Source organism: Thioalkalivibrio halophilus (assembly GCF_001995255.1).
GTDB classification, from domain to species: Bacteria; Pseudomonadota; Gammaproteobacteria; order Ectothiorhodospirales; family Ectothiorhodospiraceae; genus Thioalkalivibrio; species Thioalkalivibrio halophilus.
This window is the reverse complement of the sequence record NZ_MUZR01000021.1, coordinates 18,858-38,143: the sequence shown is the minus strand read 5'-3', so window position 1 is coordinate 38,143 and position 19,286 is coordinate 18,858. Positions and strand designations below refer to the sequence as shown.

The window sequence follows — 19,286 nt, the reverse complement described above, 5'->3', positions numbered from 1 at the left end:
ACCGGCCGGCGCGCCCTTTGCTCGTCGCGTGAATGTCGTTGTACGGGGTAACGGCCGCCGCGCAGGCGGCTTGAGCCTCAGCGCCGTGCCGCCGCCAGCAGCCGGGCGAAGCCGTCGAGGGTCCGGGAATCCAGCGCCAGCGCCGGCGAGCGCCGGTCGGCGTAGATCATCCCGATGCAGCGCCCGTGCTCCAGCACCGGCGCCAGCAGGCAGTCCACGCCGCCGGTCAGCTCGGCCACGGCCCCGGGCAACGGGGTGTCAGGATGATCGCGCGACCACCAGACCGGATCGGTCTGCTCCAGCACCGCACCCATGGCGCCCAGGTCATGCCGGCCGATGCCAAAATGGCTGAACTCCGGCTCGTGCAGCGTACCCACCAGATCGACAGCCTGCAGCCATTCACCGTCATGGGCCAGCTCCGTGAACACCACGCGGTTGAGCCCCAGGCCGAACTGGCAGGCGCGCAACAGGCGCCGCAGGCGCACGCCCCGGTGCGGCTCGCGCTGCAGTGCGAGCTCGCCGCTGACCGCGATGTCGCCGCGCGGCGCCAGGCCCAGCGGCACCGGCGAGCAGTCATCCCGCCAGACGCGCGCGACCGCCGAGGGATCCAGGTCGTCCATGGCATACAGCCACGCGTCCCGGTTGAAGCCCTCCATCAGTCGGCCAAGCCGATCCGCCGCCGCCTTGTCGGGCTCGCCCAGCAACCCCGCCAGCAGGCGCAGATCGCGGTCCTCACGCAGGGTGTCCATGCCGTGGAAGATCTGGCCGGCCACTGCGGAGGCCACCATCACTTCCATGGCGCGCGGGTGAGCGGCATTTTCCGCGCGCAGGGTACCGCGCACCAGCTCCGGGAGGTGCATGTGCTCGGCCATCCCGCGCGACAGATCGTCGGTGGCATAGCCCAGGGCCACGTAACTGGCCTCGTCGGGCACCGCCCGCAGCTGCAGCATCGAGCGCAGTCCCGGCAGTTCCGGCGCGCCGGTCATTTCCAGCGCCAGCATGCCGAGGTCGTTCAACAGGGCGGCCAGCCCCAGCTCGCCCGGTTCGCTGTCGTGGCGCACCCGTCCCAGCTCCTCCACGATCAGTGCCGCCAGGCGCGCCTGGGCCGCTCGCCGCCGGTACGGCTGCGGGTCCCCCAGAAGGTCTTCCACGCGGGGGGCCCGTTCGATCTCCTGATGCACTGCGCGCAGGCCGAGCATGGCAATGGCGTCCGGAACCGAATGGATCTCCTGCTTCAGCCCCGGGCGCGGCTCGTTGGCCCGCAGGATCAGGCGCAAAGCCAGCCCGGGGTCACGCTCGGCATACTGCCCCACCTCGCGCAGCGAGCGGTTCACCAGTTCGTCGGTGTCGGCGAACACCGCCTCGCTGGAACCCAGCACCGGCCAGTCCGTCTCCGCCAGCCCGCGCGCGCGGGCAGCGTAGGGCGCCGTTTCGTCCATGACCATCGCTGTACCTCGCGTGCGGTTCTCGATTAAGGTATCGCTGCCGACTATAGCAACGCAGGGCCTGCGCGCGTGAAGTTCATCCTCGGTTTTCTCGTCGTACTGGGCGCCGTCTTCGGGGGCTACGTGGCCCACGGCGGCGACATCTTCATCATCTGGCAGCCCTACGAATACATCATCATCGGCGGCGCCGCGCTGGGCGCGTTCCTGATCGCCAACCCGCCACACGTGGTGGTCACGGTCTTCAAGTCGATCCCCAAACTGATGCAGGGGCGCAAGTATGCGCAGGCCGACTACCTCGACCTGCTGGCGCTGATGTACAAGCTGTTCGTCAAGGCCCGCAAGGAGGGCCTGATGGCGGTCGAAGTCGACATCGACGATCCGGAAAACAGCGAGATCTTCCAGGCCCACCCGCGGGTGCTGAAGAATCACCATGCCGTCGAATTCATCACCGACTACCTCCGGCTGATCATCTCCGGCTCGATGAACCCCCACGAACTCGACGCCCTGATGGACGTGGATCTGGAGACCCACCACGAAGAGGTGGAGCGCCCCAGCCATGCGGTAAACAAGGTGGCGGACGCCCTGCCCGGCTTCGGCATCGTCGCGGCGATCCTCGGCATCATCAACACCATGGGTGCCATCGGCGGCGACATCGAGACCATCGGCATGAACGTCGCCGCCGCGCTGGTCGGCAGTTTCCTCGGGATCCTGCTGGCCTACGGTTTCGTCGGCCCGACGGCCTCCGCGCTGGAGGCCCGCTCGCACGAGGACACCAAGTACATGCAGTGCATCAAGGCCTGCATCCTCGCCAACGTGCAGGGCTACAGCCCGCAGGTCTCGGTGGAATTCGGCCGCAAGACCATGGAAAGCGACGTGCGCCCGGGCTTCACCGAACTCGAGGAACACGTGAAGGCGGCCTGAGGCCGGCCGGACACCGCTCATGGGCGTCGAGGACAAGACCCAGCCGATCATCGTCAAGAAGAAGGTGGTCCAGGGCGGCCACCACGGGGGCTCGTGGAAGGTCGCCTTCGCCGACTTCGCCCTGGCGATGATGGCCTTCTTCCTGCTGCTGTGGCTGCTGGCCGCGCTGGAGGCGGACGAACGCGCTGCGCTGTCTGAATACTTCCAGAACCCGTCGGCGTTCGAGGGCGAGGCCATGGCCCCGTCACAGGCCATCGGCGACGGCACCGGCGCCGACCCGTCGATCATCGATTTCGAGGGCCTGCCGGACCGTCACGACGTCCCGCCGGAACCCTCCGAAGCGGACGAGACCCTGCTGGAAGAGGACCGCGAGCGCCTGGAATCGCTGCAGGAAGCGCTGGAAGAAGCCATCGACCGCAGCCAGGCCCTGGAGCCGTTCAAGGACCAGCTGCTGATGGACATCACCCCGGAAGGCCTGCGCATCCAGATCATCGACGCCGAGAATCGTCCGATGTTCGCCACCGCCAGCGCGCGACCGCTGGAGCATGCCAGCGGCATCCTGCGCGAGCTCGCGGGACTCATCAACGAGGTCCCCAACCGGATCTCGATCACCGGCCACACCGATGCCCGCCCGCTGCAGCGCGAGGACTACACCAACTGGGAACTGTCCACCGACCGCGCCAACGCCGCGCGGCGCGAGCTGATCGCCGGCGGCACCGAACCGGAACAGATCGCGCGCGTGGTGGGGCTGTCCGACACCGTCCCCTTCGACCGGGACAACCCCGAAGCCGCGGTGAACCGGCGCATCACCCTGATCGTACTCAACCAGGAGGCGGAGGAAGCGATGCGCGAGGGAATCGAGACCGAGGCCACGCCGCCGGCGGATGCACTGGACGCCCCGGAAGACTGACCCCGCACGGCACCATCAGCGCAGGAACAGCGAATAGGCCGGGTTGCCGGTCTCCTCGTGCCAGGGATAGCCGACCTCTTCGAGGAATTCGCGGAACCGCTTGCGGTCTTCCTTCGGGATCTGCATCCCTACCAGCACCCGGCCATGGGCCGACCCGTGGTTGCGATAGTGGAACAGCGAGATGTTCCAGGTCTCGCCCATGTGGTTGAGGAAGTTCAGCAGAGCGCCCGGGCGTTCCGGAAACTCGAAGCGGTAGAGCCGCTCGTTGCGCACCTCGCCACCGTGGCCGCCCACCATGTGCCGCAGATGCAGCTTGGCGACCTCGTTCTCGGTCATGTCGAGGACCTCGTAGCCTCGCTCGCGCAGGTTCGCGAGGATCTCCGCGCGCTCGGCATCCCCGCCTTCCAGCTTGATCCCGGCGAAGACATGTGCGGTGCTGTCGTCGGCGTAGCGGTAGTTGAATTCGGTAATGCCGCGCTTGCCGATCGCTTCGCAGAACTCGCGAAAGCTGCCGGGCCGTTCGGGGATGGTCACCGCGAACAGCGCCTCGCGGTGTTCGCCGATCTCGGCGCGCTCGGCCACGTGGCGCAGGCGGTCGAAATTGATGTTGGCGCCGCTGAGCACCGCGGCCAGATGCGCCCCGCGCAGCCCCTCGCGCTGGGCATACTGCTTCATCCCGGCGACCGCCAGCGCCCCGGCCGGTTCGGCCACCACGCGGGTGTCGTCGAAGATGTCCTTGATCGCCGCGCAGATGGAATCGGTGTCCACAAGCAGCACCTCGTCCACCAGCTCGCGGGTCAGGCGGAAGGTCTCCTTGCCCACCTGACGCACCGCCGCGCCGTCGGCGAAAATGCCCACCTGTTTCAGGCTGACCCGCCGGTTCTGCTGCAGCGCCTTGTACATCGACGGTGCATCATCCGGCTCCACGCCGATCACCCGGATCTCCGGGCGCAGGCGCTTGATGTAGGCCGCCATGCCCGAGACCAGGCCACCCCCGCCGATGCACACGAACACCGCATCGAGAGGCCCGGGATGCTGACGCAGCAGCTCCATGGCCACCGTGCCCTGGCCGGCAATCACGTCCGGATCGTCGAACGGGTGGATGAAGGTGTAGCCGTGCTCCGCCTCCAGCTCGCGGGCATGCGCTGCGGCCTCGTCGAAGGAATCGCCGAACAGCACCGCCTCGCCGCCGAAACGGCGTACCGCATCGACCTTGATCTGCGGCGTGGTGACCGGCATCACGATAACCGCGCGGATACCGCGGTAGGTCGCCCCCAGCGCCACGCCCTGGGCGTGGTTGCCCGCCGAGGCCGCGATCACGCCCTTCGAACGCTGCTCCTCCGAAAGCTGCGCGATCTTGTTGTAGGCGCCGCGCAGCTTGAACGAGAACACCGGCTGCAGGTCCTCGCGCTTGAGGCGGATATCACAGCCCAGCCGGTTCGACAGCGTGGGCATGACGTCCAGCGGCGTCTCCCGCGCAACGTCGTACACGCTGGAGGTGAGGATCTTCTCCAGATAGGGATAGTCTTTCATGACTTCGCACGATAGCACGCGCACCGCATACCTTGTGAGCTCTTCGCGCTGCGCGGCGCTTGTCCCGTCAACGTCGGGATGGTTATGCTCGACAGGTTATATCAAGAACATGCGAGACGAAGCGATGACTCAGGACGAAATGAAGAAGGCGGTGGCCGAAGCGGCCCTGTCGAAGATCGAGGACGGCTGGGTGGTCGGTGTCGGCACCGGATCGACCGCCAACTATTTCATTGATGCCCTGGCGGGCATGAAGAACCGCATCGACGGGGCCGTCGCCTCCAGCGAGGCGAGCGCGGAGCGCCTGCGCAAACATGGCATCGAGGTCCTGGACCTGAATTCGGCCGGCCCGCTGCCGATCTACGTCGACGGCGCCGACGAGGCCACCACCCACCTGCACCTGACCAAGGGCGGTGGCGGCGCGCTGACCCGCGAGAAGATCGTGGCCGCGGCCTCCGAGACCTTTGTCTGCGTGGTCGACGACACCAAGATCGCGAACTATCTGGGCAACTTCCCGCTGCCGGTGGAGGTCATCCCGATGGCCCGCAGCCACGTGGCGCGCGCGCTGTCGAACCTGGGCGGCAATCCGGAACTGCGCGAAGGCTTCGTCACCGACAACGGGAACGTCATCCTCGACGTCCACAACCTGCGCATCATGAACCCGGTGGAGCTGGAATCGGAGATCGATCACATCGCCGGGGTGGTGACCAACGGGCTGTTCGCGCGGCGCCCGGCCGACGTGATGCTGATCGGCAGCGAGAAGGGCGTGCGCGAACTGCACCACCACTGAGGCACGATGAACGAGACCGGCAAGTGGCTGATCATCATCGGCGGCGCGATCGTCCTGATCGGGCTGCTGTGGCCCTGGCTGGGAAAGATCCCCTGGGGGCGGCTCCCGGGGGACATCGTGATCGAACGCGGTGACAGCCGCTTCTACTTCCCGCTGACGACCATGATCATCGTCAGCATCGTGCTGTCACTGATCCTGAGCTTCTTCCGCCGCTGATCCCCGCTCTCAGCCCATCACCTCGTCGTAGAACGCCTCCATTCCGCCCTCGAGGAAGTAATAACGCTCGTCCTCGATGCCCAGCTCGCGCAGGCGATACTGCAGCCAGCGCACCTGCTGTCCGTGCTGGTCGAAGATCAGCAGGGTGTCGCCGTCCGCGGCGGCCGCCCGCAGGGCGTCGTCCAGGGCCGCCGGCTCATTCACCGGCATGACCCGCTCGCGTCCGCCGAACAGGGCGATGTCGTCCTCGTCCCCGGCACCACTGATGTCGAGCAGCAGGCTGTCGTCTTCCTGGGCCCGGCGTGCGAACGTCTCTCCATCCAGCAACCGCGCCGCGAACGACGCGTCGGGGATCAGATCGTCGTCCTCGACCGCTTCGCCGAACAGGCGGGAGAAGCGCGGATAGCTCCGCGCCCAGTCGTTCATGCCGGCATCATACGCCAGCACGGCATCAAGCCCGGCATCACTGGCCCGCGCCGCGGCACGGTACGCCCGATGGCTGTCGCGCCCGTTGCAGTAGAACACCAGCGGGCTGCCCTCGCGGGCTTCCAGGTCGCGGACACGCTCGTCGAAATCGGGGGCGTGCAGATTCACGTGATGGGCGTCGCGCATCCGCATCACGTCGAATTCCGCGCGCGGGCGCACGTCCACCAGGGTCGAGCCGCTGAACTGACCACGCAGGTCGAACAGTTCGATGGCCTCCACCCCGAAGCGTTCGTAAAGATGACGCCCCGGAAACTCCGCCAGCTGGGCCGAGACGATGACAGGGGTGGCCAGCAGGCCGGCGGCAAGGGCGAACACACCCGAACGAACAGCGAAATGACGAAAGCTCATGCGATCTCCGTTGACGTCAGCAGGGGGCGCGGGATACGGCCTTCCCTGCGACGCCCTGTGAACTCCGTTTATTCCACTGCGCAGTGTACGGGAAACCGTCGTTCAGAGCAGGACCTTCTCGATGCCTCCTTCACGCGCCCGGTCGATGAAGCCCTTCTGCCAGTCCTCGCCCAGCAGCCGGTTGGCCATCTCCACCACGATGTAATCGGTGTCCAGGCCGGTATCCTCGCGGTAGCGCGACAGCCCCTGCTGGCAGGCCGGGCAGGAGGTCAGCATCTTCACGTTGCCGTTTTCCGCCTTCTCCTCGCCGGTCAGCTGCTTGATGCCCTTGTGCAGCTCCTCCTGCTTGCGGAAGCGCACCTGGGTCGCAATGTCCGGGCGGCTGACCGCGAAGGTCCCGGCCTCGCCGCAGCAGCGGTCGGACTCCAGCACCGGCTGGCCCAGCAGGTTGCCGGCCACCTCGGTCGGCTTGTGCGACTTCATCGGCGAGTGGCAGGGGTCGTGGTACATGTACTGAACCCCCTGGAGGCCTTCCAGTTTGATGCCCTTCTCCATCAGGTACTCGTGGATATCCAGCAGCCGGCAGCCCGGGAAGATCCGCTCGAATTCGTATTTGAGCAGCTGATCCATGCAGGTCCCGCAGGAAACCACCACGGTCTTGATATCGAGGTAGTTGAGCGTGGTCGCGATGCGATGGAACAGCACGCGGTTTTCGGTGCTGATCTGCGAGCCCTTCTCGAAATCGCCACCGGCATTCTGCGGATAGCCGCAGCACAGGTAGCCCGGCGGCAGCACGGTCTGCGCCCCCGCATCGTAGAGCATGGCCAGGGTGGCCAGGCCGACCTGGCTGAACAGGCGTTCGGAGCCACAGCCGGGGAAGTAGAACACCGCATCGGAGTCCATGTCGGTCTTCACCGGATCGCGCAGGATCGGGACGTAGCGCGAGTCCTCCAGCCCCAGCATCTGGCGCGTGGTCTGGCTCGGCAGCCCGGCCGGCATGGGTTTCTTCACGAAATGCACGACCTGCTCGTGCACCGGCGGCTTGCCGGTGGTCGAACGCGGGGTCTTGCCCTCGCCGGTCAGGCCGAGCTTCTTGAACGACCAGTGGCCCAGGCGCTGGGCCGCGTACCCCATCTGGATCGCGCCCTTGCGAATACCCTTGATGGTGGCGGGATCCTTGGTGTTCAGGAAGGCCATGGACATCATGGTCGCCGGCGATGCCTTGCGCTTGCCCTTCTTGTTCAGGATCGAGCGCATGTGCATGGTCACGTCGCCGAAGTCGATATCGACCGGGCACGGGTTCAGGCACTTGTGGCAGATCGTGCAGTGATCGGCCACGTCGTTCATTTCCTCGAAGTGGTTGAGGGACAGCCCGCGCCGAGTCTGCTCTTCGTAGAGGAAGGCCTCGACGATCAGCCCGGTCGCCAGGATCTTGTTGCGCGGCGAGTACAGCAGGTTGGCCCGCGGGACGTGCGTGTTGCACACCGGCTTGCACTTGCCGCAGCGCAGGCAGTCCTTGATCTCGTCGTTGAGATCCCCCAGCTCGCTCTGCTCCAGGATCAATGCCTCCTGCTTTACCAGGCGCAGCGACGGCGTGTAGGCATTGTTCAGGCCGGAGCCTTCCATCAGTTTGCCGGCGTTGAACACTCCTTCGGGGTCGATCTGCTTCTTGTACTTCGCGAAGGACGTGATCGACTCCGGGTCCAGGTACTGCATCTTGGTCAGCCCGATGCCGTGCTCACCGGAGATCACCCCGTCCAGCTCGCGCGCCAGGCGCATCACCTCGTCCACCAGGCGCTCGGCCTGATGCATCATCGGGTAGTCGTTGGAATTGACCGGGATGTTGGTGTGCACGTTGCCGTCGCCCGCATGCATGTGCAGGGCGATGAACAGACGACTCGTCAGTACCCGGTCATGGATGGCGGTCAGGCGCTTGCGCACCGACTCCATCTGGTGGCCGTTGAAGATGTCGAACAGCGGCCGTTCGACCTCCGCGCGGTAGGAGATGCGCAGGCTGCGGCGCAGCAGCAGGTGGATCAGCTTGTCATGCGGACGCATGTCCGCACGCGCGGCGTCATCCAGCAGCTCGTCGCATTCGGAGGCCAGGGTGTGGAAGTTGTCGGCGATGCGCGACCAGCGATCGCGCACGGATTCCAGCACCTCGACCGCCCGCTGGCGCTTGGACTCGAACCACTGCTGGCCCTCGCCCTCGGCGTCTTCCAGCAGCTCGCGCAGTTCGGGATGATCGCCGCGCATGCACTCCAGCATCTCGTCGATCATCGCCAGCTTGTTCTTCAGCGATTCGCGGACGTTGAGGGTCTCCACCCCCTCGGTGTATTCCGCCAGCCGCTCCAGCGGGATCACCACGTCCTCGTTGATCTTGAACGCGTTGGTGTGATGGGCGATGGCCGCGGTGCGGGCACGATCCGCCCAGAAGCGCTTGCGTGCCTCGGGGCTCACGGCGATGAAGCCCTCGCCGTTGCGGGCGTTGGCCGCACGCACCATCTGCCCGGCCAGCCGGCCCAGCGCGTCCTCGTTGTCGGAGACGATGTCGGCCACCAGGACCATCTTCGGCAGGTCGCCGCGCGCCCCCTTGGGGGTGTACTTCACCGCGCGCACGTAGCGTTCGTCGAGGTGCTCGAGCCCGGCCAGCAGGACCTCGTCCTCGGCATCCACCGCGTCCTTGATCTCGACGATCGCCGGGACCGCCTCGTGCAGGTCGGTGCCATAGAACTCCAGGCACACGGTGCGGATGTTGTCCGGCATGCGGTGGAGGATGAACTCCGCCGAGGTGATCAGGCCGTCGCAGCCTTCCTTCTGGATGCCCGGCACCCCCATCAGGGTCTTGTCGGTCACGTCCTTGCCGAGCCCCGTCTTGCGGAACTGCGCCCCGGGCATCTCGAGGATCTCGGGCTCGCCCTTCTGGGTCTTCCCGTCGGCCTCGTAGCGAGTCACGCGGAACTGCACCGTCTGCGCATCGTGGATCTTGCCGAGGTTGTGATCGAGGCGCTCGATGTACATCCAGTCGGCCTCGGGAGTGACCATGGTCCAGGCCGCAAGGTTATCCAGCGCGGTGCCCCACAGCACCGCCTTCTTGCCGCCGGCATTCATGGCCACGTTGCCGCCGATAGTGGATGCGTCCTGCGAGGTCGGATCCACCGCGAATACCAGGCCGTTATTGTCGGCCAGCTCGGAAACGCGCTTGGTGACCACGCCCGCCTCGACATGCACCACCGGCACTTCCTTGTCCACGCCCGGCAGCGTGCGCCGCTGCACGTCGCTAATGTTTTCCAGCTTCTCGGTGTTGATGACCGCCGAGCGCTTGGACAGCGGAACCGCACTGCCGGTATAGCCGGTACCGCCACCGCGCGGGATCACGGTCAGACCCAGCTCGATACAGGCCGCGACCAGCGGGCCCATTTCCTCTTCGGAATCCGGCGTCAGCACCACGAACGGCAGCTCCACGCGCCAGTCGGTCGCATCGGTCACGTGCGAGACGCGGGCCAGCCCGCCGAACTGGATATTATCCTTGTGCGTGAGCCCGTTCATACGCTTGCGAACCTTGTCGCGCAACGCCAGCGTCTTGTCGAACTCCTCCGCGAACGCGGTCAGTGCCGCCTGGGCGCGCCGAGCCAGGGTCAGGGCCTTCTCGTTGCCCTCGGCACGGGCCTCGATCTGATCGAGGCGGTGCTGCATCGCATCGATCAGAGAACGGCGACGCTTGCGGTCTCCCAGCAGATCGTCCTGGATATACGGGTTGCGCGTCACCACCCACATATCCCCCAGGACCTCGAACAGCATGCGCGCGGACACGCCGGTACGGCGCTCGCCACGCAGCTCGTTGAGCAGTTCCCAGGTATCGGAACCGAGGAAGCGGATAACGATTTCGCGATCGGAGAAAGAGGTGTAGTTATACGGTATTTCGCGCACGCGTTCGGCGGTCATTGAGGCGGGGCCTCCCGATCAGAGTGAAGCGCAAGGTTAACGGCCAGCCGGACCGAAAGCACGATCTCGCACTCCCGGTCCATTCTTTTGGCACCAAAGTAATTGCGCAATATTAAGGAAACCCTGATCAATGTGCACGCTCGCGTTGGTACCCCGGGTTTTCCGAGACAAGGCGCGGGGCGCAGCGGGTCGTGGTTCTACCCGGAAGCGGCGCAACGCCGGATCGGGGAACCCGGGGTGCCAACCCCGAAGGGGCCCGGAACATCCCGGGCCCGGTCGGGCGCCGAAATGATCCGGCGTCAGAACAGTTTGGATTCCATCTCAAGGAACACCGCGTTGGCGTTCGAACGATTGGTCTGGTCGAACGCCGGCAGGTTTTCGTATTCCGACCAGTCCATGGCAGCGTAGGCCTCCTCGAAGGACATCATTTCCTCGACCGATTCCGCCATGTGCTCCCGCAGCTTCACCAGGTAATCCCGGGTGAAGCGCACCGCCCGGCGGGCATTGGCGGTCGCGTCGCCATGCCCCGGGATCAGAAAGTTCGGCTCCATCGCCTCCACCTGCTCCAGGCGGTTCACCCAGTTGCCGGAATCCAGGGCATCATCGCCGAGGAACGGGATGCGGCCGTCAAACACGATATCGCCGGCAAACACCACGCCGTCTTCCTCGACCACCATGATGACGTCATCCGGTGAATGCGCCGGACCGGCATGCAGCAGGCGGAACGTCTTGCCGCCCAGCTCGATGGTGTACTCGTCGTCGAACAGCTCGTCCGGCGGGATCACCTGAGTGTCTTCGTCCACCCACGGATAAAGCACGCCCCGACGCTGCTGCAGACGGGATTCGGCGCCCGGCCCGCGCAGATAATCTTCCGCCCGCCGCTGACCGATGATGCGCGCTTCCGTATGATCGGCGAACGCCTGCAGACCGTAGATATGGTCCGCATGGTAATGACCCGCAATCACGTAGCGGATCGGTTGATCCGTGACCTCCCGGATCCGCCGGATCATCTCGAACCCCAGGGCCGGGGTACCCAGAGCATCGTAGACCACCACGCCCTCGTCGGTCACCACGAAACCGGCGTTGGAGGTGTGGCCCTCGTTGTCGGGGCCCGGGATGCCCGACAGACCGATCATGTACCAGGCATTGGTCCCTTCCACCTGGCGGGCACGGGTATCGACAGTGACCTCGGAATACGGATTCTCGGGTACGGACATGGCTTCTCCTCGCTCGAAACCTGGGACTGACTATAGACCACAGACGCACGGAGAAGACCCGACATTCCGCAGAAGAGCCCCCGCGTGTGCGTTGCTCCGCTGCGCTCCGCCGAACCTTCCAGGTTCTCATCCTGGCCGGTCATATCCATGAAAAAGGGCCCCGCGAGGGGGCCCTTTTCCATGGATGGCTGGGGGACCAGGATTCGAACCTGGGTTGACGGAGTCAGAGTCCGTAGTCCTACCGCTAGACGATCCCCCAATTCTGGCCGGTGCCCGAAACCTCCGGGTGCACCGGCGAAAACCGGATCAGCGCTTGGAGTACTGCGTCGCGCGACGGGCCTTGCGCAGGCCGATCTTCTTGCGCTCCACCTCGCGGGCATCCCGCGTCAGGTGACCGCCACGACGCAGCGTGCTGCGCAGGTCCTCATTATACTCAACCAGGGCGCGGGCGATACCCAGACGAATGGCACCCGCCTGACCGTTACCGCCCCCGCCGGAGACCGTAGCCACCACGTCGAAGCCGTCGAGGGCTTCGGCCGCTTCCAGCGGCTGCCGGACAACCATGCGCGAAGTCGGACGACCAAAGAACTCGTCCAGCGGACGGCCGTTGACGGTCACGTTGCCCGAGCCGGGACGCAGAAAGACACGCGCGGAAGCCGTCTTGCGGCGACCCGTACCGTAGTACTGATTCATAGCCATTGGAATCGATTTCCCTGTTTCTGGTTGGCGGCGCCGCGGATCAGATGTCCAGCGGCTGCGGCTGCTGGGCCGCATGCCGGTGCTCGGTTCCGGCATACACCTTGAGTTTCTTGAGCATCGACCGGCCGAGCGGGTTGCGCGGCAGCATGCCCTTGACGGCCAGCTCGAGCACCTTCTCCGGATGACGTTCGATCATCTGGGAGAAGTTCGCCTCCTTGATGCCCCCCGGATAACCGGTATGGCGATAATACATCTTGTCGGAGGCCTTGTTGCCCGAGACCCGGATCTTGTCCGCATTGATCACGACGATGTAGTCGCCGGTATCCACGTGCGGCGTGTAGACGGGCTTGTGCTTTCCGCGCAGCCGACGCGCGATTTCCGTGGCGAGTCGACCGAGGGTCTTGTCACTGGCATCCACAAGGAACCAGTCGCGTTCGACTTCTGCCGGCTTGGCGCTGATGGTGCTCATGTATCGATGCTCCGATGTCGGGGCGATTCAGAAAGCGCGAAAGAATACCGTGTTGTACCCCGTCATTCAAGGGTCCCACGAGCGATTGCACAAAAAGACGGGGCCGCCCCGAAGGACGGCCCCGTCAGCGCATGCCTGTCCCTTGCGGGCTTACATGGCGCTTTCGGCCTGCTGCTGGACCTCCTGCATCAGCTCGGGGTCGTTCTGCAGGGCCATGGCGACCTCATTGTACTCTTCAACGGTCATGCCGGCATCCTCCACGGCCGCGACCATCTCGTCCTGGGCCTCCTGCTGCATCTGCTGCGCCTGGGTCTCGTCCTCGGCTTCCTGCAGGCGCTGGGAGAAGTCCTCGCGGACTTCCTGCACGCCGACGAAGGCCTCGACGAAGGTGTCGATATCCTCGTCGGACAGGTCGACCTCGGGGGCCTGCTGCTGCATCGGGGCACCGCCACCTTCCGGCGGAGCACCACCCTGGGCGCCCGCGCCGCCCTGCGGCGGGGCACCGCCCTGAGCGCCGCCTTCCGGCGGAGCGCCACCCTCGGCGCCGCCACCCATCTGCGCGGAGGCCACACCACCGAAGGCGAACATGGAAGTCAGGGCGAAAGCCATTGCGGTCTTGCGAAAGTTCATCATTGCGTTTGCTCCTTGGTCTTTACGACGGTCTGTATTCACGAAAATCATGATCTGCGGTCCGGACTACCAGTCCCGCTCCGTGCCCTGCCGCGGGTCTTCGCCGGGCTCGGGCATCGCCTCGCCCTCGGGCCGCTCGCCCGGGGCCGGCATCTGCTGGCCGGTGGCACCGCCACGCGGATCCGTGCGCTCGGGCTCCATGCTCCCCGGCGGCGCGTCACGCGGCTCGGGGGGCGCACCCTGCGGCCGATCCGGCTGCCCCGGCCCGGTTTGCGGCCCGGTCTGCGGCCCGGGGGGCTGGCCACCGGGCGGAAGCCCGCGTTCCTGTCCGGTTCCGCCGGGCGGAAGCCCCCCGCCCTGGCCGCTCCCGCCGGGTGCCGGGGCATCCCGCGGTGCTGGTGCGTCCTGCCGCGGCTCGGGTGGCTGGCCCTGTCCGGGGGTTCCGGCCTCGGGCGGCATGTCGCCGGCGGGGGCACCGCCCTGGCCCGCCTGGGCCGCGGCCACCCCGGAAAAGCCGAGGGTCAGCACCGAACCGAGCGCCATGGCCGTTGCGGTTTTGCGGAAAGTCGTCATGCGACCTCCTGTGGTTTGCGGATTTCGCTACGGACAACTCACATGAAGCAACCCACGGGCCAACATTCAGAACACAAAAAAATACGTTTGAACTCAGAGACCTGAAGGCCGTCCGCGCGGCCGGGAGAGGAACAGAAAGAAGATCAGAACTGTTTCTTTTCGACACATGGGTCGCAATGAAACGTGTCACCGCGTCCGCACGACACACCGCGCAAGGGAAAGGGCTCAGTTCGTATCGGACTCGCCGAGCCGCCGATAAAGCGTCTTGCGGCCGATCCCCAGCATGCGCGCCGCCCGTTGCTTGTTGCCCTCGCAGTGCTCAAGGACGCGCTGGATGTAATCGGTCTCGAGTTCGGCCAGCGAAGGCCAGTGGGCGTCCCGGGCGCCGGGAACGCCGTCACCCGGGGGCATGCCGGCTGATGTTCCGCCGGATGCCGATGCGTGCACCCGCTCCGGCAGGTCGCGCAACTCGATCTGGTCACCGGAAGACAGGGTCGCGGCGCGCTCCATCAGGCTGGAGAGTTCGCGCACGTTGCCGGGGAAGGCATAGTGGAGGAGGGCCCGCATCGCCTCGGGACTCGGGCGACGCTCCGGCAGCCCGTGAGCCAGGGCGTGCTGGCGCAGGAACTGCAGGGCCAGGCGTTCGATGTCCTCGCCCCGGTCGCGCAACGGCGGGATCTCGATACGAAAGGTCTCCAGCCGATAGTATAGGTCCTCGCGGAACTCGCCCTGCGCGATGCGCCCCGGGATGTCCTGGTGGGTCGCCGCCACGATGCGAACGTCGGTGTCCACCTCCTCGTTGCCGCCCACCGGGCGCACGCGCCCGTCCTGCAGCAACCGCAGGAGCTTGCTCTGCATCGCCACCGGCATCTCGGCGATCTCGTCGAGAAACAGGGTGCCTCCGTCGGCCTCGCGGAACAGGCCGCGGCGCGCGCCCCTGGCCCCGGAAAAAGCCCCGGCGACATGCCCCAGCAGTTCCGATTCCAGCAGGCTCTCGGGGATGCCGGCGCAGTTCAGGGCAACGAAGGGACCGTCGCGGCGAGCACTCTCGGCGTGCAGCGCACGCGCCACCAGCTCCTTGCCGGTACCGGATTCGCCGGTGATCAGCACCGATCCATCGGAAGCCGCGATCCGCCGGATCAGGTCGAACAGCCGCAGCATCGCCGGGCTGTTCCCCTGCATGCCGTGAAAGCCCTCGCCGGCCGCCAGCAGCTCGCGATACTGGCGCACCTCGGCCTTCAGCCGCCGGGCCTCGATCACCCGATCGGCCGCCAGCCGCAGATGATCGAGGTCCACCGGCTTGGTCAGGAAATCATCCGCCCCCGCCTTGAGCGCGGCCACGGCCTGGTCGATGGTTCCGAAGCCGGTAAGCATGATGAAACCGGGCTCCGGCACCGCCTCGCGCGTGGCTTCCAGCACGCGGAAGCCATCCTCGCCCGGCAGTCTCAGATCGCTGACCACCAGGCCGAAGGGTTGCTGGCCCAGGGCCTGCATGGCCTCTTCGGCGCTGCCCACGGCCACCACGCCATGCCCCGCCTCGCGCAGCTCCTCCACCAGCAGGTCCCGGTGACCGCGATCGTCCTCCACCACCAGCACCGATTCCGGATTGGTCATGCACCCGCCTCCGGCAACGTTCCATCCCCTCCATCCCTCACGGCACTTCCCGTGGCATCCGCTGCCCGCGGAAACCGGATCACGAAACGGGTCTCGCCCGGGTCCGAACGATCCAGCGCGATCGAACCGCCATGGTCCTCCATCGCGACCTGGGCCACCGCCAGTCCAAGACCGGTCCCCTTTCCGGCCGGCTTGGTGGTGAAAAAAGGCTCGAACAGGCGCTCCGCCGTCTCCGGATCGATACCGCCTCCGGCGGCCGGACCGTCGTCGGCCACCGTGACTTCCACCTGCCCGTGCTCCACGCCCCACGTTATCCGCACGCGCGACCGGGCTGCCTGCCCGCCATTCTCGATCAGGTTTTCCAGCGCCTGACCCAGTCGCAGCCGGTCCGCTTCCACCTGCAGGGGTGCGCCTTCCAGCCTGAACTGCACGTCCGGACAATGTCCCCGACCGCGCACGCGATCCACCAGTTCCCGGACCAGTTCATCCAGATTCACGCTGCGGCGCTGCAGCGGATTGCGCCGGGCGAAATCCAGCAGCTGCCGCACGATGGTCTCCACCCGTTCGGTTTCTGCCCGCAGCTCCTGCATTTCCTTGCGCGCCGGATCGTCCTCGGCCAGGCGGCGGGCGGCCCGCTGGGCGCGTCCGGCGATGATCCCCAGCGGGGTTCCCAGCTCGTGCGCCACCCCGGCCGCCAGCTGGCCGATCGCCGCCAGCTTTTCCGAATGCCGCAGTTTTTCCTCCAGCGCTCGCTGCTCGGCCCGCTGCGCCTCCAGCGCGGCTTCGGACGCCTCGCGCCGTTCCAGCATCCCGTTCATGGTAGCCGCGACATGGCGCAGCTCCGCCGGCCCGGCCTCGGGTGCCCGCACGCCGCGCACCCCTTCGCCGATGTCGTGCATCACCCCGGTCAGGCGCTCGACGTGGCGCCCCACGGCCCGGTGGTACCCCACCAGCACCAGGGCCAGGAACAGCACCGTCACCGCCCCGGTCAGCACCGCGCCCTGCCAGCGCAGCTGGGAGACGTAGGCACGAAACGGAGACACGTCACGGGTTACCTGGAGCAGGCCCACGATTCGTCCCGCATGGTCCGCCAGCGGCAGAAAGAACGAAAAAACCTCGCGCCCGCGATGTTCATCGAACGCGCCCAGGGTTCCGGTCTCGCTGATCGCCTGCGCCTCTCCCCGATGCCGCAGCGACGGGCTGGGCGGCCCGGAGGTCGCCACCAGCTCGCCGCGCGCGTCGTAGACGTACACCCCGAAGACTTCGTCGATCTGGAACAGCGAGTCCAGCGACTCCTGAACGGCGGCCACGTCCTGTTCAACAATCGCCGTGGACACCGGCAGACGGATCGCCCGCGCAACCAGCTCGATGTCGTCCTGCATGCGGTCTTCCATCTGCGTCTGGAATTCCTGCAGGCCCAGCGCGACCACCGCACCCACCAGCAGGAGCAGCGGCAGCAGGATGAACATCACCACCACATTGCGCAGGCTGTTCAGGCGTCGCGTCATGATCGATGGGAACCGGGGGCGGGCATGCCGCCATGGTAGGCGCGGCGGCCGGACGATGCGAACGGGCAAAAAAAAGCGCGGGACAGAGCCCGCGCCAAGAAAACCACCAAAGGAGGATGGAGGAGTCCGCCGATGCTGTCAGGGGGGACAACATTCAGCGTATGCAGATCTTCTAATATTAGGATTTTCCTGTCAAGCACTTCCCGCGAGCGACGAACAGAAAGCGGTCGCGCCGGACCGGTTTTTCTCCTAAGCTTGCGATCTGCACACCCGTAAGACGCATACGCCGCACAACTATTCCGTCCCGACGCGTTCGCCGCGAAGCGATACCCCGATGCTTGAACACTGCACCCTTCCGGTAACCCCGCTGGAGCAGAACGCCACCCTGATCTGGTGCAACGAAACCGGCCGCGCGGCCTGGGTCGACCCCGGCGGCGAGGCCCCGACCCTGCTGGCCCGCGTGCGCGATCAGGGCCTGGAACTGGACTCCATCCTGCTGACCCACGGCCACCTGGATCATGCCGGCGGCGCGGCCGAGCTGGCACGGCTGTCCGGCGCGCCCGTCATCGGCCCGCAGCGCGAGGACGCGTTCTGGCTCGAGCAGCTGCCGCAGCAGGCCGCGATGTTCGGATTTCCGGAAATCGCGCCGCTGACCCCGGACCGCTGGCTGGACGACGGAGAGACCCTGGAGCTGGGGAACGAACGGCTGCAGGTGCTGCACTGCCCGGGACACACCCCGGGGCATGTGGTGTTCTTCAGCCCGTCCGCGCGGCTGGCGCTGGTGGGGGACGTGCTGTTCAACGGCGCGATCGGGCGCAGCGATTTCCCCGGCGGTAACGGGCGCGTACTGATCGAGTCGATCACGCAGAAACTGTGGCCACTCGGAGATGACGTCCGTTTCATCCCCGGCCACGGACCGGAGTCCACCTTCGGCGAGCAGCGCCGGCGCAATCCGTTCGTCGCCGATCACGTGCTCGCCGGATGAACCCCGGCGCGGGGCCTGCCTCAGGCCCCGGCGCGCAGCGCGGCGATGCGCTGTTCGATCGGCGGATGGCTCATGAACAGCTTCTTCAGGCCCTGCGCCATGCCGCCACGGATGCCGAAGGCGGCCATCTGATCCGGCATGTCCACCGGCCGGCCGGAGGCCCGCGCCAGCGACTCCAGCGCCCCGATCATCTTGTCGCGCCCGGCCAGTTCGGCCCCGGCCTGGTCGGCGCGGAACTCGCGCTGCCGCGAGAACCAGAACACGATGATGGAGGCCAGGATCGCGAGGATGATCTCGGCCACGATGGCGGTAATCCAGAACGCCGGTCCGTGGCCGGACTCGTTCTTGAAGATCACCCGGTCCACGAAATGCCCGATCACGCGCGACAGGAAGATCACGAAGGTGTTCACCACGCCCTGGATCAGCGCCAGAGTGACCATGTCGCCGTTGGCCACATGACCGATCTCGTGGCCCAGCACGGCCTCGACCTCGCCCTGCCCCATGTTCTGCATCAGCCCGGTGCTGACCGCGACCAGCGCGTTGTTCCTGCTCATGCCGGTGGCGAAGGCGTTGGGGTCCGGCGAATCGTAGATCCCGACCTCGGGCATGCCGATGCCCGCCTGCTTCGCCTGGCGCTGGACGGTCTCCAGCAGCCACTGCTCGGTGGCATTCGAAGGCTTCTCGATCACCTGGACCTTCATGGTCTTCTTCGCCATCCACTTGGAGATGGCCAGGGAGATGAACGAGCCGCCGAAACCGAACACCGCGGCAAAGATCAGCAGGGCCGTCAGGTCGAGGTTGACCCCCTGCTCGTCGAGGATGCTCTCCACCCCGAGGATGCGCAGCGTGATGCTGAGCACGATCAGGATGGCGAAGTTGGTGGCCAGGAACAGCAGTATGCGTTTCATCGGATGAACTCGTTCTCCGTTGCGGGTGGAATCAGGCATTTCGGACGGTGTATTAGATAGGGGCGATACACGCGGGTTCAAGTCCCGGCCAC

Annotated in this window: 17 protein-coding genes and 1 tRNA gene; 5 read left to right on the top strand and 13 right to left on the bottom strand. The window is 66.4% G+C overall.

Going from position 1 to position 19,286, the window contains the following annotated elements; genetic code table 11:
- Positions 1-77: 77 nt before the first annotated feature.
- The gene (locus tag B1A74_RS06960) at positions 78-1,445 is read right to left on the bottom strand and encodes an HDOD domain-containing protein (protein WP_018946437.1); all 1,368 of its coding nucleotides are present in this window, start codon (positions 1,443-1,445) and stop codon (positions 78-80) included.
- A 69-nt stretch (positions 1,446-1,514) separates the two neighbouring features.
- Here B1A74_RS06960 and motA point away from each other — a divergent pair, with 69 nt between their 5' ends.
- A complete protein-coding gene (gene motA, locus B1A74_RS06955) occupies positions 1,515-2,366 on the top strand; it encodes a flagellar motor stator protein MotA (protein WP_019021261.1) in 852 nt (283 codons plus the stop codon).
- A gap of 19 nt (positions 2,367-2,385) precedes the next feature.
- On the top strand, positions 2,386-3,276 hold the full coding sequence (gene motB / locus B1A74_RS06950) for a flagellar motor protein MotB (protein WP_077244184.1): 891 nt from the start codon (positions 2,386-2,388) through the stop codon (positions 3,274-3,276).
- A 15-nt stretch (positions 3,277-3,291) separates the two neighbouring features.
- On the opposite strand, the gene ilvA is transcribed toward motB, so the two are convergent.
- Complete coding sequence (ilvA, locus tag B1A74_RS06945; RefSeq protein ID WP_077244183.1) at positions 3,292-4,809, bottom strand: threonine ammonia-lyase, biosynthetic; 1,518 nt, start codon at positions 4,807-4,809, stop codon at positions 3,292-3,294.
- A gap of 124 nt (positions 4,810-4,933) precedes the next feature.
- On the opposite strand from ilvA, the gene rpiA reads away from it, so the two are divergent.
- Both rpiA and B1A74_RS06935 read left to right on the top strand, forming a co-directional pair.
- A complete protein-coding gene (gene rpiA / locus B1A74_RS06940; protein WP_018946441.1) occupies positions 4,934-5,596 on the top strand; it encodes a ribose-5-phosphate isomerase RpiA in 663 nt (220 codons plus the stop codon).
- 6 nt (positions 5,597-5,602) lie between these two features.
- On the top strand, positions 5,603-5,812 hold the full coding sequence (locus B1A74_RS06935; protein WP_018870056.1) for a DUF2905 domain-containing protein: 210 nt from the start codon (positions 5,603-5,605) through the stop codon (positions 5,810-5,812).
- A gap of 9 nt (positions 5,813-5,821) precedes the next feature.
- Here the strand turns inward: B1A74_RS06935 and B1A74_RS06930 are convergent, their stop codons facing one another.
- From B1A74_RS06930 to B1A74_RS06880, 10 genes are all read right to left on the bottom strand, one after another.
- On the bottom strand, positions 5,822-6,646 hold the full coding sequence (locus B1A74_RS06930; RefSeq protein WP_018946442.1) for a rhodanese-like domain-containing protein: 825 nt from the start codon (positions 6,644-6,646) through the stop codon (positions 5,822-5,824).
- A gap of 102 nt (positions 6,647-6,748) precedes the next feature.
- Positions 6,749-10,591, bottom strand: coding sequence for a DUF3683 domain-containing protein (locus B1A74_RS06925; RefSeq protein WP_018946443.1), 3,843 nt, complete (start codon positions 10,589-10,591; stop codon positions 6,749-6,751).
- A gap of 299 nt (positions 10,592-10,890) precedes the next feature.
- A complete protein-coding gene (locus B1A74_RS06920) occupies positions 10,891-11,808 on the bottom strand; it encodes an MBL fold metallo-hydrolase (RefSeq protein ID WP_077244182.1) in 918 nt (305 codons plus the stop codon).
- 185 nt (positions 11,809-11,993) lie between these two features.
- Positions 11,994-12,067 (bottom strand) — tRNA-Gln (locus B1A74_RS06910).
- Between the two features lie 47 nt (positions 12,068-12,114).
- Entirely contained in the window at positions 12,115-12,507 is a 393-nt protein-coding gene (gene rpsI / locus B1A74_RS06905) for a 30S ribosomal protein S9 (protein ID WP_024328551.1), read from the bottom strand.
- A 40-nt stretch (positions 12,508-12,547) separates the two neighbouring features.
- Positions 12,548-12,976: a 50S ribosomal protein L13 gene (gene rplM, locus B1A74_RS06900; RefSeq protein WP_018946445.1), complete on the bottom strand. Its 429-nt coding sequence runs from the start codon at positions 12,974-12,976 to the stop codon at positions 12,548-12,550.
- A 150-nt stretch (positions 12,977-13,126) separates the two neighbouring features.
- A complete protein-coding gene (locus B1A74_RS06895) occupies positions 13,127-13,606 on the bottom strand; it encodes a DUF4168 domain-containing protein (protein ID WP_077244191.1) in 480 nt (159 codons plus the stop codon).
- 66 nt (positions 13,607-13,672) lie between these two features.
- Positions 13,673-14,179, bottom strand: a complete 507-nt coding sequence (locus B1A74_RS06890) for a hypothetical protein (RefSeq protein WP_077244180.1) — start codon at positions 14,177-14,179, stop codon at positions 13,673-13,675.
- A 225-nt stretch (positions 14,180-14,404) separates the two neighbouring features.
- Positions 14,405-15,793, bottom strand: coding sequence for a sigma-54-dependent transcriptional regulator (locus B1A74_RS06885; protein WP_077244179.1), 1,389 nt, complete (start codon positions 15,791-15,793; stop codon positions 14,405-14,407).
- Positions 15,790-17,301 carry a sensor histidine kinase gene (locus B1A74_RS06880; RefSeq protein WP_077244178.1) on the bottom strand — a complete coding sequence of 504 codons (1,512 nt, stop codon included), beginning with the start codon at positions 17,299-17,301 and terminating at the stop codon, positions 15,790-15,792. Before B1A74_RS06880 ends, B1A74_RS06885 begins: the two co-directional genes overlap by 4 nt.
- Before the next feature lie 334 nt (positions 17,302-17,635).
- Between B1A74_RS06880 and B1A74_RS06875 the strand changes: the two genes are divergently transcribed.
- Positions 17,636-18,286 (top strand): MBL fold metallo-hydrolase, encoded by a 651-nt coding sequence (locus B1A74_RS06875; RefSeq protein ID WP_018946449.1) that lies wholly within the window; start codon positions 17,636-17,638, stop codon positions 18,284-18,286.
- A 20-nt stretch (positions 18,287-18,306) separates the two neighbouring features.
- Here the strand turns inward: B1A74_RS06875 and htpX are convergent, their stop codons facing one another.
- The gene (gene htpX, locus B1A74_RS06870; protein ID WP_077244177.1) at positions 18,307-19,194 is read right to left on the bottom strand and encodes a protease HtpX; all 888 of its coding nucleotides are present in this window, start codon (positions 19,192-19,194) and stop codon (positions 18,307-18,309) included.
- Between the last annotated feature and the right edge of the window lie 92 nt (positions 19,195-19,286).

Coding starts and splice junctions, on each gene's coding strand:
- B1A74_RS06880 (WP_077244178.1), bottom strand. CDS start 17,301: ATGACGCGACGCCTGAACAGCCTGCGCAATGTGGTGGTGATGTTCATC.
- B1A74_RS06875 (WP_018946449.1), top strand. CDS start 17,636: ATGCTTGAACACTGCACCCTTCCGGTAACCCCGCTGGAGCAGAACGCC.
- motB (WP_077244184.1), top strand. CDS start 2,386: ATGGGCGTCGAGGACAAGACCCAGCCGATCATCGTCAAGAAGAAGGTG.
- rplM (WP_018946445.1), bottom strand. CDS start 12,976: ATGAGCACCATCAGCGCCAAGCCGGCAGAAGTCGAACGCGACTGGTTC.
- B1A74_RS06885 (WP_077244179.1), bottom strand. CDS start 15,793: ATGACCAATCCGGAATCGGTGCTGGTGGTGGAGGACGATCGCGGTCAC.
- B1A74_RS06930 (WP_018946442.1), bottom strand. CDS start 6,646: ATGAGCTTTCGTCATTTCGCTGTTCGTTCGGGTGTGTTCGCCCTTGCC.
- B1A74_RS06960 (WP_018946437.1), bottom strand. CDS start 1,445: ATGGTCATGGACGAAACGGCGCCCTACGCTGCCCGCGCGCGCGGGCTG.
- ilvA (WP_077244183.1), bottom strand. CDS start 4,809: ATGAAAGACTATCCCTATCTGGAGAAGATCCTCACCTCCAGCGTGTAC.
- B1A74_RS06895 (WP_077244191.1), bottom strand. CDS start 13,606: ATGAACTTTCGCAAGACCGCAATGGCTTTCGCCCTGACTTCCATGTTC.
- B1A74_RS06890 (WP_077244180.1), bottom strand. CDS start 14,179: ATGACGACTTTCCGCAAAACCGCAACGGCCATGGCGCTCGGTTCGGTG.
- rpiA (WP_018946441.1), top strand. CDS start 4,934: ATGACTCAGGACGAAATGAAGAAGGCGGTGGCCGAAGCGGCCCTGTCG.
- B1A74_RS06920 (WP_077244182.1), bottom strand. CDS start 11,808: ATGTCCGTACCCGAGAATCCGTATTCCGAGGTCACTGTCGATACCCGT.
- B1A74_RS06925 (WP_018946443.1), bottom strand. CDS start 10,591: ATGACCGCCGAACGCGTGCGCGAAATACCGTATAACTACACCTCTTTC.
- rpsI (WP_024328551.1), bottom strand. CDS start 12,507: ATGGCTATGAATCAGTACTACGGTACGGGTCGCCGCAAGACGGCTTCC.
- htpX (WP_077244177.1), bottom strand. CDS start 19,194: ATGAAACGCATACTGCTGTTCCTGGCCACCAACTTCGCCATCCTGATC.
- B1A74_RS06935 (WP_018870056.1), top strand. CDS start 5,603: ATGAACGAGACCGGCAAGTGGCTGATCATCATCGGCGGCGCGATCGTC.